The sequence below is a fragment of the Rhizobium sp. FY34 genome (genome assembly GCF_005222845.1).
Classification (GTDB): Bacteria; Pseudomonadota; Alphaproteobacteria; order Rhizobiales; family Rhizobiaceae; genus Neorhizobium.
In genome coordinates, this window is the sequence record NZ_STFZ01000021.1 from 153,938 (window position 1) to 165,864 (window position 11,927).

Genomic DNA, 11,927 nt, shown 5'->3' on the forward strand with positions numbered 1-11,927 from the left:
AGGGCTCCCGATGGCCAATCTGCTTTCTGGCGTATTGCATTGCGGAACGCATCCTGCAATATGGACTAGACTAAATTTATCAAGTTTACTCTCGCCCGTCGAGGGCCACAATGACGGCATGACAATGCGAACCTATCTTTTACATCTGCTGCTGGCTGCGGTTGGCGCGGTTTCCGTGATTTTCGGTGCTGACCCGGTCCTCGCACAGGAAAGTGCCTGGCCCCGCACGATCCAGCATGCGGCAGGCGAGTTGACCCTTCCTGCCAAGCCGAAACGCATTCTCTCCACAACGCCAAGCGTTACCGGCATTTTGCTGGCGATGCAGGCCCCTCTTCTTGCGACGGCCGCCACTACACCCAGTCCGCTGACCGACGACAAGGGCTTTTTCATCCAATGGGCAGATGTTGCCGATCAGCGCGCAGTGGAAGTTCTCTATCCGAACCTGTCTTTCGATATTGAAGCCATCATCGGCTGGGAGCCCGATCTGGTGATCGGCTCCGCCACCGGCGCCGATAGCATTGTCCAATATCTGCCGGAACTGCAGGCACAGGGCATACCCACCCTGGTGGTCAACTACTCCAACCAAAGCTGGCAGGAACTGGCCACGCAACTCGGCGCTGCCACCGGCCTGGAACGAGAGGCCACCGAATCCATCAACCGCTTCGACGCCCGAATACGTAAGGTGGCTCAAGCCATCCAACCGCCGAAGGAGCCGGTCTCGATCGTCGGCTACGACATCAGCGGCAGTTTCTCGATCGGTAAGCTACACAGCCCACAGGGGCAGTTGCTGGCTGCCCTTGGCCTCACCGTCAGCGAATTGCCGGCAACACTGAAATCACAGGTCAGCCGCAGCTCCAATGCCGACTTTATCTCACGCGAGAACCTGCCTGCCGCGATCACCGGCACACACGTCTTCCTTTTGCGCGCGACGGAGCACGACGTCGCGGATTTTCTGGCCGATCCGCTACTCGCCAATCTGACAGCAGTGCAGAAGAAGCAAGTCTATCCGCTCGGCCCCACATCCTTCCGCATCGACTATTATTCCGGCCTGGAAATGGCCGATGTGGTGGCACATAGTCTCGGCACGCAATGAAGCGCGTTCAAGGTCTCATTCCATCAACCGTGAGGAAGCAGCAGCATGGGGGCCGACACCAGAAACCTCTGTGGCTTGCTGCCTGCATCGCGCTTCTGGGCGTTGTGGCACTTCTCTCCATCCTCGTCGGGTCCCGGTCGCTGGCACCGTCTGTGATCGGCGCAGCACTTTTTTCGTTCGACCCCCACAACGATGCGCATCTGGTGATCTGGAGCCTTCGGATCCCTCGTCTGATCATCGGGATTCTCGCCGGTGCCGCCCTGGGCGCATCCGGCGCCGTGATGCAGGCACTCACGCGAAATCCGCTCGCCGAGCCGGGCCTGCTCGGCGTCAATGCCGGCGCGGCAGCGGCGGTCATTCTTGGCGTAGCCATTGGAGACATCAACAATATTCACCACTATGTCTGGCTTGCCTTCGCCGGTGCCGGCCTTGCGGGAGGAGCGGTCTTCGTCCTCTCCGCGAACGGTGGGCGCGGTCCCGATCCGCTGCGACTGGTGCTCGCGGGTGCCGCCCTTTCAATCATCCTTGCATCTCTCACCGGCATTGCGCTGCTCAATACGCCGACATCCGCGCTGGAGACCTTTCGCAACTGGGCGGCCGGCTCAGTCGATGGTCGCGATTTCGAGGTCGCGGCGACCCTTGCCCTTTCCGTTGGCTGCGGTTTGCTGATCTGCATCATGATTGCCGGCCATCTGAATGCCGTCGCCCTCGGCGACGATCTTGGCCGTGCACTCGGCGTTGACCTGCGCCGCACTCTGCTGCTCGCTTGCCTAGCGGTCATGTTGCTTGCCGGCTCTGCGACAGCTGCAGCCGGGCCGATTGGATTTGTCGGCCTGATGGCCCCGCATCTCGCCCGTGCGATCGCCGGCCCCGACCAGCGCTGGATCCTCAGTTTGTCAACCGTGATGGCAGCCCTGCTGCTGCTGGTGGCGGACATCATCGGCCGGGTGATCGCAGCCCCGGCAGAAGTCGCGGCAGGCATCGTCACCGCACTGATCGGCGGACCATTTTTCCTGGTCATCGTACGGCGCACGGGGGGTGGCAAACCATGAGCCACGTCGTCATCCGACCTCTGGGCAATGCAGTCTTTCGTCTTCACCGGCGCAGCTTGTGGGTCGGGCTTCTCGTCATGATCTCGACCATTTTTCTCGCAGCGCTGCTCATGCGGACAGGAACCATGGCGCTGTCCATCAGCGAGATATGGGAAAGCCTGATTTCACCTGGGTCCCATCCGACAACGGACCGCATCATTATCCGTATCCGCCTACCGCGCCTGCTGACAGCCGTGCTGGTCGGTGGATCACTTGGGGTGAGTGGCGCCATCTTCCAGTCGCTCTCCCGCAATCCGCTCGGCTCCCCCGACATCATCGGCTTCACCACAGGAGCGGCCACGGGGGCAATCGTTCAGATCATCCTGTTCAACTCGGGACCTTTCCAGACATCGCTCGCGGCCATAGCCTCCGGGATGGTGACGGCAGGCCTTGTCTTCGTGCTGGCGCGGAAAGCCGGAACCACGGGCAGTTATCGCCTCATTCTCGCCGGTCTCGGCCTGGGTGCGGTTCTGTCGGGCGTGAACACGGTTCTGCTGGTGATGGGGAACCTCGACCAGGCCGCCTCTGCGCAACTCTGGCTTGCCGGTTCGCTCACCGGCCGCAGTTGGTCCCATGTCCTACCGGCCCTGATCGGCTTTGTCGTCTTGCTGCCGGTTGCCGCCTGGCATGCCCCGCAGTTGGACCTACTGGAAATGGGTGACGATACAGCACGACAGCTGGGTATTTCCCTCGAACGCCTGCGCCTTGTCACGGTGCTCGTCGCGGTCGCTTTGTCGGCAATTGCAACAGCTGCAGCCGGACCGATCGCGTTCGTCGCACTCGCCGCTCCACAGCTCGCACGCAGGCTGACGGGCACGCCGACCGTGCCGATTGTCATTGCTGCGTTGACCGGAATGGCTCTGCTGTTGGCTGCAGACTGCGTGACCCAGCACATGCCGTTCGATCTCAACATGCCGATCGGCCTGACGACGGGCCTGCTCGGGGGCATCTATCTCCTCTGGATGCTGACCAAGCGATGAGCGCGGAGGAATGCACGGCGCACCGGAACTCTAAGGCAGTGAGCGGCAACGTGTCGAAGAAAACAGCCTAGTATGTTATCGTAGGCACAAGGAGACAGGGTAGTCCTCCCCGCTTTAACCGGGTTCATCTATAGAAATCGCGCGGCCATTTTCAGCTTCTGAGCGGGTGTGATGCCCTTTGACAGCAGTCAGGAACGAGCAGCAGGAGTTAGCACCGCCATGCCTGCATCAGACGTTATCGTCCGGCTGAGCACCGGCCGCTCCCGCACGTGTCTGTACCGCGCCACACTCTATCGCAAGATCGCCGAAGGCACATTTCCCGACAGGACAGCCACACGGCGAGTCTCGCCGATATCCCGCAGGACGTTCCCGACCTTCATCCAGGCATCGCGGAGACCTATAGGCGCAGAATCGAGCGTTTGACCGCAACGCTTTCCCAACCTGGTAACGCGCTAGAAGCCGCAGACACCATTCGCGAGATCATCGATCGCGTGGTGGTCACTCCCGGCCAGAAGCGCGGCAGCTACAGCATCACACTGGAAGGCGAGCTTGGCACCATCCTCGACTGGATCGATCGCAGCGGAAAACCTGGTTACAAACCCAGGTCAGACGCGGCCCAATCCCGTTTGTCAGTCTCGGTAAATGCCCGGGCTTTACCCGAGGATCCATCGCCAAGCATTCTGCACGCATGGCAGGATGTGTTTACATCATCACCAATCAAAAACGCGGCACGCTGTATATCGGCGTCACGTCCAATATTGAACGGCGCATTTGGGAGCATCGCGAGGGCATCACACCCGGTTTTGCGAGCAAATATGGATGCAATCGTATGGTTTGCCATGAGGAGCACGATAACATAGGAACGGCGATCCAGCGCCAAAAGTCCCTCAAGCGCTGGTATCGAAAGTGGAAGATCGAAATCATCGAAGGTCTCAATCCAGACTAGGGCGACCTCTATCCGGAGCTCTGGTGAAGGATAGAGCTGCGCGATTGGGAACAGGGGCACTGCGTGCGCGACCAGACGGCACGCGCCTATCTGAAGGTCATCGCCACCAATCCGGATGGCACGGCGGAGGTACTCCAAAGAGGGCGTGGCGTGATCGCCGGCGTATGAGCCAGTTCGCCTCCACTGCTGCACCATTGCCCCTCACCCTGACCCTCTTCCCGCAAGCAGGGAGAGGGGACGAGCGTAGCCGATGCGGCTTACCGCGCCGCAAACGTCGCCTGGCCAAGGTAGGGATGAAGACATTTCAGAAAATGAACGGGCCTGCGTTTCTACCGGCTTAAAGACGGCACCTGGAGCACGATAAAAGCGCGGGGCACGTCCCCTCGCCCCGTCAAAACGGAGAGAGGGTTAGGGTGAGGGGCAGGCATCAATGCCGCAAGGCAGGGCAAGATGCCATATCCGCACCTGCCCCCGCCAAAAAACTCAGCCGCGGCCTTCCAGTCCCGTCGCCACAACCGATACGCGGAACCGACCATCGAGATTGCGGTCGAAGATCGCGCCGACGACGATATCGGCCTCGTCCTGCACTTCGTCGCGGATGCGGCTTGCTGCCTCATCCACTTCAAACAGCGTCATGTCCGATCCGCCGGAAATGGAGATCAGCACGCCGCGCGCGCCATGCACGGAAATATCATCAAGCAACGGGTTGGCGATGGCCGCTTCCGCCGCCCGCATCGCCCGGCCCTCGCCTTCGGCCTCGCCGGTGCCCATCATTGCCCGGCCCATGCCGCGCATGACGGATTTCACATCGGCGAAATCGAGGTTGATCAGGCCTTCCTTGACGATCAGATCGGTGATGCAGCCAACGCCGGCAAACAGCACCCGATCGGCGGTCATGAAGGCATCGGCAAAGGTGGTCTTGGCATCGGCAATGCGAAACAGGTTCTGGTTGGGAATGACAATCACGGTGTCGGCCGCCAGACGCAGCGCCTCGATGCCGGCCTCGGCCGTCTTCAGGCGGCGATTGCCCTCAAACGAAAAAGGCTTGGTGACGACGCCGACGGTCAAGATGCCGGCAGCGCGGGCTGCGGCTGCAATTACCGGGGCGGCCCCCGTGCCCGTGCCGCCGCCCATGCCGGCGGTGACGAAGCACATATGCGAGCCGGCGAGATGGTTCATGATCTCATCGATCGATTCTTCGGCCGCAGCGCGACCGACTTCCGGCAGCGAGCCAGCGCCGAGACCCTCGGTCACATGCGCCCCCAGTTGGATGCGGCGCGTCGCCTTGGACGTGGCCAGCACCTGCGCATCCGTATTGGCGGCGATGAATTCCACGCCCTGCAATTCTTCGGCAATCATGTTGTTGATGGCGTTGCCACCGCCGCCGCCGACACCGATAACGGTGATATGCGGCCGTAAACCAGAAATGCCGCTCTTGGCGTCGGTCATTTTTACTCTCCTTTGATGCCGGGCAGGCTGCCTCACCTGTTGGCGGGCAGCGAATCGATGCGCACAGTAGCACAGGCAACAAGGCATGGCCGGGGCAAGACGGCCCCTGGTGCAACATGCCTGCTTGCCATATTCAGGCAAAACGAAAATGGCTTCCCCGGTTGCCGGGGAAGCCATGCATTTGGGTCAAGCGGTTCGATCAGAACTTGTAGTTCAGGCCGGCCTTGATCGTGTGGTCATGCACGTCCTTTTCCGAGCCGACGCCATTGGCAAAGCTGCGGACATTCGGCGTGCCGGTATAGTTATATTCCACCTTGGCGGAAATCTTGGCATTCAGTTTCTGCTCGATGCCGGCGCCGACGATATAGCCGGCCTTCCAGCCATCCGGACCCGATACGCCATCGGCATCGCGAAAATTGGTCATGGCCAGACCGGCCGTGCCGTAGAGCAGCGTCTGGTCAAGCGGCACGCCGGCCTTGGCCTTCAGGCCCAGACGATGACGTTCCTTCAGGTTACCGCCATCGACGCGCACATTGGCGTCGCCGAGATAGGACAGTTCGCCTTCGCCGCCGACGACCATGCCGCCAACATCGGCATTGTAACCGCCCTGCACGCCGGCAGCGACACCCTTGCCGCCATCAAACGGGTTGAGGTGGCGCGATGCGGTGCCCAGATGGCCGCCGACATAGGCGCCATCCCAGGTGCCGCCGGACGCGGCAGCCGGTTCACTATAGGCCGGTGGTTCGGAATAATTGGTGAGGTCGGCAGCCGATGCGAGCGTCGAGGCGAAAGGTGCGGCCGAAAGCGTGGCAATCACTGCCAAGGCGAGGGATTTCGTGGTCATTGTTAAACTCCATACACAGCCTGCGTGCGGCGGATGCGCAGGCGATACATCTGGCCTTGAGCCTCGGGATCTTTCAGCGCAGCCCACCCTGCCCCTTCGCGGCACTGTCGATCCCGTACCGAAGCCTCATCATTTTCACGAATCTATAAACACATCCTTAACCAGACCGGCCGGGCAGCCAAGTTCTGCGACAATCCCCCGTCACGAGCCCGTGAGCCGTAAAAAGGCCTCAAAATCGTCAGGGATTGGCCTTGAGATAGGCAATCATGTCGTCAATATCGGACTGAAACCAGAAGCCGAAGAAACTCATCTTGTTGCCGGGTACCGCAGCCTTCGGGCTTGAAAGAAAGGCCGACAGCGAGGCCTCATCCCAGACGAGCCCGACTGATCCGGCATCGCGAAGGGCAGCGGAATAATTATAGCCCGCGACACTGGCGGCACGCCGGCCAAACACGCCCTTCAGATGCGGACCAAAACCGTTCGCCTCGCTACCCACAACATGGCAGGAGGCGCATTTCTGGAAGGATTTCCGACCAGCCTCGGCATCTGCGGCGTAGGACGTGACCGGTGCCAAGGGCAGGAACAGGCATGCCAGAGCCACGATCAGGCCCGACTTGGCGGATCGCCGTTTGACAGACATGGAGCTCAGCATAGTCGAACCTCTGATCATCATGACACTCTCTACGGTCAAGCGGGAGCCTGGATCTTTGCCCGTGCCGTCAGCAGCACCCGTATCGGCCGCTGAGATTGTGAATCAAGCGCTTGAGACGCTGATTCCGCAAACCTGTGGAAGTCCTTGTTCGCATAGTGGGAATGTCAGGACGGGGCACAAAAGCAAAAGGCCCTCGCCCGCAGGGGAACGGGAAAGGGCCTGACATGACTGATAGTCAATTCTTTGTCCTTCGAAGCAACGTGGAGGGCTGCGCTGACTTTCGGTCGTCTGTTTTCGAAAAGTAAAAATTTTAGGCAGTGGATCACCCAGACAACGAAGCTTTGCAGCTTTGGTTCCACTGATCCTTAACTTCCAGCCGTTAGCATTTTCGCTGCCACTCACATAACAGGGAGAAGAACATGGCGGCTCCAAGCTTCCGCTTCACGCATTACGACCTCAAGGAACAGCGAGGCGGCACGACAATCGAAGTCACGCTGTCGGCGGTCAACAATGTCCGCCTGATGACGGCTGCAAATTTCCAGCGCTTTACCGAAAAGCTCGACTTCAAATATACCGGCGGCGTGGCGAAAAAGTCCCCCGTGCGCATGGTCATCCCGGAGGGTGGCCATTGGCACCTGCTGGTCGATGCCGAAGGCCATCACGGATTGGCGGAATCGAATGTCAAGATGCTGGCAGCACCGGGAAGCAGCAGTGCGCCCCGTCAGCAGAAGGCCTCCTGAAGCCTAAAGCCCTTAGCCGCCGCGTTCGCGCCGCAGCTTGGCCCACCAGTCGAGCCGCTTGCGGATATCGCGCTCGAAACCGCGTTCCGGCGGATCGTAGAAAGTCTGCCGGCCAAGCTTGTCTGGAAAGTAATCCTGACCGGAAAAGGCGTCGGGCTCATCATGGTCATAGCGATAGCCATCGCCATAGCCCTCCCCCTTCATCAGTTTGGTCGGCGCATTCAGGATGCGCTTGGGCGGCAAAAGCGATCCATGCTCCTTGGCCGCCCGCATCGCCGCCTTGAAAGCCACGTAAACGGCATTGGATTTCGGTGCCGTCGCCAGGTAGACGCAGGCCTGCGCCAGCGCCAGTTCGCCCTCCGGCGAGCCGAGATAGTCATAGGCATCCTTGGCGGCATTGCAGATGACCAGCGCCTGCGGATCGGCAAGGCCGATATCCTCCACCGCCATGCGCACAAGACGCCTTCCGATATAGAGCGGATCCTCGCCGGCATCAAACATGCGCGACAGATAATAGAGCGCTGCATCCGGGTCCGAGCCGCGCACGGATTTGTGCAGGGCCGAGATGAGATTGTAATGCCCGTCCTGCGCCTTGTCATAGACCGGCGCACGTCGCTGGACGATCGTCACCAGACCATCCGGATCAAAGACTTCATCGGTGCGGGCCGCCCGCCACACCTCTTCTGCAAGGGTCAAAACAGCCCGGCCATCACCATCTGCCATGCGGATCAGCGTGGCGCGCGCATCATCGGTCAGCGGCAGCAGCTTTTCCTCGGCCTGTTCGGCGCGGGCCAAAAGCTCGGCCAGGCTCTCTTCATCATGGGCTCGGAAGGTCAGCACGCGGGCGCGTGACAGAAGAGCGGCGTTCAGCTCGAAACTCGGGTTTTCCGTCGTTGCGCCAACAAGGATGACCGTACCATCCTCCATCACCGGCAGGAAACTATCCTGCTGGGCGCGGTTGAAGCGGTGGATCTCGTCGACGAAGAGCAGTGTCTGGCGCCCGTCCATGCGGCGAATGCGGGCACTCTCGAAGACTTTCTTCAAGTCAGCCACGCCGGAAAAGATCGCCGAAATCTGTTCAAAGGCCAGACCTGCCTCGCCCGACAAAAGCCGCGCCACCGTCGTCTTGCCGGTGCCGGGCGGCCCCCAGAAGATCATTGAGCCGAGTGAGCCAGAGGCGATCATCCGCCGTAGCGCGCCATCCTCGCCCGTCAGATGCGGCTGGCCCGTCACCTCGGACAGAACTGTTGGCCGCAGGCGATCCGCAAGCGGCCGCCGGGAGGCGACCGCATCGGGGAGTTTCGGCTTAAACAGGTCATCGCTCATCGGAAGAACTGGCGGATGCGCTGCCCGTCGCGCTCGATCTCGACCCGCCAGAAACCGGGATTATCCTCGACAAGCACTTCCATCGCCTTGGTCGTGGGCACCGGGTCGCCATTGACGGCAATCATGATATCGCCCGGCTGGAAACCGAGGCGGGCAGCAGGCGAGCCGCGCACCACTTCCGTGACCACAATGCCGGTCTTGTCCGTCGGCAAGCGCAGTTCGGTGGCAAGCTTTGGCGAAAGATTGGCGACACGGAGGCCGGCGAACGGGTTGCGGCCCTCGATCAGCCGTTCATCGCGCGGCACGGTTTCCGGTGCCACGCCCAGCGACATCGTCACATTGCGCTCTGTGCCGTTCTGCAGCACGGTCAGGCGGACCGACTGGCCAAGGCCCGCCGTCGTCAACCGGTACCAGAGCGCATCAGGATGTTCGACGGCGATGCCATTGACGGCGCTGATGACTTCGCCGGATTTCAGGCCGGCCTTATCGGCGGGACCGCCTTCGACGACGCCGACGATAAGCGCACCGCGTGCCGATTTGAGGCCAAGCGCCTCGGCAACCTCGGAATTCACGGGCTGGAAGGTCGCTCCCACATAGGGCTTCTCAAAGGTCTTCTTGCCCTCTTCGGCAGCCGCCACGAAAACCTTGACGAGATTGGCCGGGATGGCAAAGCCGATACCGTTCGATCCACCACCGCGCGAAAAGATCGCGGTATTGATGCCGATCAGTTCGCCCTTCATATTCATCAGCGCACCACCGGAATTGCCGGGATTGATGGCGGCATCCGTCTGGATGAAGAAGCCTACATCGCCGCTCGTTACCTGGTTGCGGGCGAGTGCCGAGACAATGCCGCTCGTCACGGTCTGGCCGACGCCAAAGGGATTGCCGATGGCCAGCACCAGATCACCCACTTCGACGGCATCCGAATTGCCGATGGGGAGCACAGGAAAATCATGCTGACCCTTCACCTTCAGAACGGCCAGATCGATGTTCTCATCCGTCAGCAGCACTTCGCAGGGAAATTCACGGCCATCGGGCAGCGCGATCTTGATATCGTCGGCGCCCTGGATGACGTGGTTGTTCGTCACCACGATGCCATTCTGTGAGACCAGTACGCCAGAGCCGAGCGACGACTGCTTTTCCGAACGGTTCGGCATGCGCTGGCCAAAAAACTGTTCGAAGAAGGGGTCGCCGGCAAACGGGTTCAGGCGCTGTACGACGCGCTCGGCATAGACATTGACGACGGCCCCGGACGTCTGCTTCACCAGTGGCGCAAAGGACAGCTGCATCTCCGTGCGGTTCTGCGGCACGGATTTATCCTGCGCAAAGACGGCGGATGGAAGACACAGCACCAGCGCCACGATTGCGGTCGCGACGCGTTTCGGCATGCTCAACATGTGATTCCTCACTTCAAAGGGGACGATAGTCTTGTAGCGTCTGAGGCTAGAAAGAAAAGGTGGCCGAAAATAGGGACAGATCGGCGCCGATCTTACCCAGATAGAGTGCAATGGCCCTGGTGCCAAGCGTTGCAAACATGGACCGACGCCGCAATCCTATGCCTGTCACCCAGATTTAATACACGCCTTTAGTGCATATGTTGTAGCATCTCTCGCTATCAACACTGTAGCGGAGGCGAGCATGACAAAAGCGTTCAAGTTGACCTCATGGAATGTCGAATGGCTGATCGACGCGTATGGTGTCGTCAGCGGACTATTTGAGGAAAAGTCCAAGAGTTTCACCGGGCGTCGTCCATCCATGGCGGATGCAGAGGCCAAATTGAAAGCTCTGCGCCAGGAAGTCCTCGAGATGGATCCTGACATCCTGTTTTTCATAGAAGCGATTCGCGGTGCAGAGGCGATGGCACAGTTTGCCCAAAGCTATCTTCCCGAATACAAGCTTATCACCCATGCGGGCAAAGACGACAAGGCGTACGGCACGCTGGGTGAACAGTGGATGTGGTTTTTGGTGAAGCCAGCGCTTGCGGACAGAACCGGGGCCCATTTGCTCGATCTTGCCATATGGAAGTCCTATACGGAGCAGGCCTCACTCGGCAGTCACCGCAATGGAAGATGGACCTTCTCTGCGCCGTCGCTTGACAAGAAAAACATGTCTTCCGGTGCAAACATCCGCCAAGAACACGAGCATTACCGCCATCCACAGATCCTGGTCATGAGCTATGAGGGACGCCGTATCGAAATCATTGGCTGCCACTTCAAGAGCAAACATATCGGCATCGATGTGCCGCAACGACAGGCGGACGAAGCAGACAAGGCATACTTCGAAAGAGCCGACGTCTCATGGTTCATGGCCAATGCTCATGTGGCCCGCGCCAAACTGACGACAGAGGCTAGCGATGTTCGCTATTACATTGACAAGCGCTTCGACCAAGAGGAGTTGCCGATCATCTTCGTCATCGGAGATCTGAACGATGGTCCGGGTAAAGAATTGCTGGAACGCGAGTATCTGCTTCACGACCTTATCGGCGTATTGCAGGGCGACATCTTTTTTGCCCGCAGATTTCTCAACCATGCCCTCTTCGATTACCCGCAAAATCTACGGTGGACGGCACGCTTTGAGGACAAGCTTGACCCCGCACGCAAACCGACAATCCTCCTCGATCACATCACGTTCACCGAGGCAATCAGCCGGCGTGGACTTGGCCCCCTGATTATAAAGCCTCAGTCAGGCTTTATCGAACACGAGGTCCATGACCGCATAAACGCAGTGCTGAGTGACAAGGCCAAGACGAGCGACCACGCACCGGTCAGCCTCGTGGTATCGAACCACGAGGCATAGCATCTGGTCA

At 60.0% G+C, this 11,927-nt stretch carries 11 protein-coding genes and 1 pseudogene; 7 read left to right on the forward strand and 5 right to left on the reverse strand.

Annotated elements, in window-relative coordinates; all coding sequences use genetic code 11:
- Positions 1 to 10: 10 nt before the first annotated feature.
- The 5 genes and pseudogenes from fepB (at position 11) to E8M77_RS17585 (ending at position 4,110) form a co-directional block, all read left to right on the forward strand.
- Positions 11 to 1,093, forward strand: a complete 1,083-nt coding sequence (gene fepB / locus E8M77_RS17560) for a Fe2+-enterobactin ABC transporter substrate-binding protein (protein ID WP_246659310.1) — start codon at positions 11 to 13, stop codon at positions 1,091 to 1,093.
- Positions 1,090 to 2,145 carry an iron chelate uptake ABC transporter family permease subunit gene (locus E8M77_RS17565; RefSeq protein ID WP_137131923.1) on the forward strand — a complete coding sequence of 352 codons (1,056 nt, stop codon included), beginning with the start codon at positions 1,090 to 1,092 and terminating at the stop codon, positions 2,143 to 2,145. Before fepB ends, E8M77_RS17565 begins: the two co-directional genes overlap by 4 nt.
- Positions 2,142 to 3,164 (forward strand): iron chelate uptake ABC transporter family permease subunit, encoded by a 1,023-nt coding sequence (locus tag E8M77_RS17570; protein ID WP_137131924.1) that lies wholly within the window; start codon positions 2,142 to 2,144, stop codon positions 3,162 to 3,164. Before E8M77_RS17565 ends, E8M77_RS17570 begins: the two co-directional genes overlap by 4 nt.
- Positions 3,165 to 3,383: 219 nt before the next feature.
- Positions 3,384 to 3,485 (forward strand): annotated as a pseudogene (locus tag E8M77_RS24280) (AlpA family phage regulatory protein); the annotation flags it as partial.
- Between the two features lie 367 nt (positions 3,486 to 3,852).
- Positions 3,853 to 4,110, forward strand: a complete 258-nt coding sequence (locus E8M77_RS17585) for a GIY-YIG nuclease family protein (protein WP_137131925.1) — start codon at positions 3,853 to 3,855, stop codon at positions 4,108 to 4,110.
- A 483-nt stretch (positions 4,111 to 4,593) separates the two neighbouring features.
- Here the strand turns inward: E8M77_RS17585 and ftsZ are convergent, their stop codons facing one another.
- The 3 genes from ftsZ to E8M77_RS17600 form a co-directional block, all read right to left on the reverse strand.
- The gene (ftsZ, locus tag E8M77_RS17590) at positions 4,594 to 5,559 is read right to left on the reverse strand and encodes a cell division protein FtsZ (protein ID WP_137131926.1); all 966 of its coding nucleotides are present in this window, start codon (positions 5,557 to 5,559) and stop codon (positions 4,594 to 4,596) included.
- Positions 5,560 to 5,758: 199 nt separating this feature from the next.
- Complete coding sequence (locus E8M77_RS17595; RefSeq protein WP_137131927.1) at positions 5,759 to 6,403, reverse strand: outer membrane beta-barrel protein; 645 nt, start codon at positions 6,401 to 6,403, stop codon at positions 5,759 to 5,761.
- 238 nt (positions 6,404 to 6,641) lie between these two features.
- Positions 6,642 to 7,076 carry a cytochrome c family protein gene (locus E8M77_RS17600; protein WP_246659311.1) on the reverse strand — a complete coding sequence of 145 codons (435 nt, stop codon included), beginning with the start codon at positions 7,074 to 7,076 and terminating at the stop codon, positions 6,642 to 6,644.
- Between the two features lie 398 nt (positions 7,077 to 7,474).
- Here E8M77_RS17600 and E8M77_RS17605 point away from each other — a divergent pair, with 398 nt between their 5' ends.
- Positions 7,475 to 7,795, forward strand: a complete 321-nt coding sequence (locus E8M77_RS17605; protein ID WP_137131928.1) for a DUF1883 domain-containing protein — start codon at positions 7,475 to 7,477, stop codon at positions 7,793 to 7,795.
- A gap of 12 nt (positions 7,796 to 7,807) precedes the next feature.
- Here E8M77_RS17605 and E8M77_RS17610 read toward each other — a convergent pair whose 3' ends face one another.
- Positions 7,808 to 9,121, reverse strand: coding sequence for a replication-associated recombination protein A (locus E8M77_RS17610; protein ID WP_137131929.1), 1,314 nt, complete (start codon positions 9,119 to 9,121; stop codon positions 7,808 to 7,810).
- Positions 9,118 to 10,518: a DegQ family serine endoprotease gene (locus E8M77_RS17615; protein ID WP_137131930.1), complete on the reverse strand. Its 1,401-nt coding sequence runs from the start codon at positions 10,516 to 10,518 to the stop codon at positions 9,118 to 9,120. The genes E8M77_RS17610 and E8M77_RS17615 overlap by 4 nt, the downstream gene beginning before the upstream one ends.
- Before the next feature lie 241 nt (positions 10,519 to 10,759).
- On the opposite strand from E8M77_RS17615, the gene E8M77_RS17620 reads away from it, so the two are divergent.
- Positions 10,760 to 11,917 (forward strand): endonuclease/exonuclease/phosphatase family protein, encoded by a 1,158-nt coding sequence (locus tag E8M77_RS17620; RefSeq protein WP_137131931.1) that lies wholly within the window; start codon positions 10,760 to 10,762, stop codon positions 11,915 to 11,917.
- Positions 11,918 to 11,927: the final 10 nt, after the last annotated feature.

Excerpts from the sequence above, each read along its gene's own strand:
- fepB (WP_246659310.1), top strand. The coding sequence starts at position 11 with ATGGCCAATCTGCTTTCTGGCGTATTGCATTGCGGAACGCATCCTGCA.
- E8M77_RS17565 (WP_137131923.1), top strand. The coding sequence starts at position 1,090 with ATGAAGCGCGTTCAAGGTCTCATTCCATCAACCGTGAGGAAGCAGCAG.
- E8M77_RS17570 (WP_137131924.1), top strand. The coding sequence starts at position 2,142 with ATGAGCCACGTCGTCATCCGACCTCTGGGCAATGCAGTCTTTCGTCTT.
- E8M77_RS17585 (WP_137131925.1), top strand. The coding sequence starts at position 3,853 with ATGGCAGGATGTGTTTACATCATCACCAATCAAAAACGCGGCACGCTG.
- ftsZ (WP_137131926.1), bottom strand. The coding sequence starts at position 5,559 with ATGACCGACGCCAAGAGCGGCATTTCTGGTTTACGGCCGCATATCACC.
- E8M77_RS17595 (WP_137131927.1), bottom strand. The coding sequence starts at position 6,403 with ATGACCACGAAATCCCTCGCCTTGGCAGTGATTGCCACGCTTTCGGCC.
- E8M77_RS17600 (WP_246659311.1), bottom strand. The coding sequence starts at position 7,076 with ATGATGATCAGAGGTTCGACTATGCTGAGCTCCATGTCTGTCAAACGG.
- E8M77_RS17605 (WP_137131928.1), top strand. The coding sequence starts at position 7,475 with ATGGCGGCTCCAAGCTTCCGCTTCACGCATTACGACCTCAAGGAACAG.
- E8M77_RS17610 (WP_137131929.1), bottom strand. The coding sequence starts at position 9,121 with ATGAGCGATGACCTGTTTAAGCCGAAACTCCCCGATGCGGTCGCCTCC.
- E8M77_RS17615 (WP_137131930.1), bottom strand. The coding sequence starts at position 10,518 with ATGTTGAGCATGCCGAAACGCGTCGCGACCGCAATCGTGGCGCTGGTG.
- E8M77_RS17620 (WP_137131931.1), top strand. The coding sequence starts at position 10,760 with ATGACAAAAGCGTTCAAGTTGACCTCATGGAATGTCGAATGGCTGATC.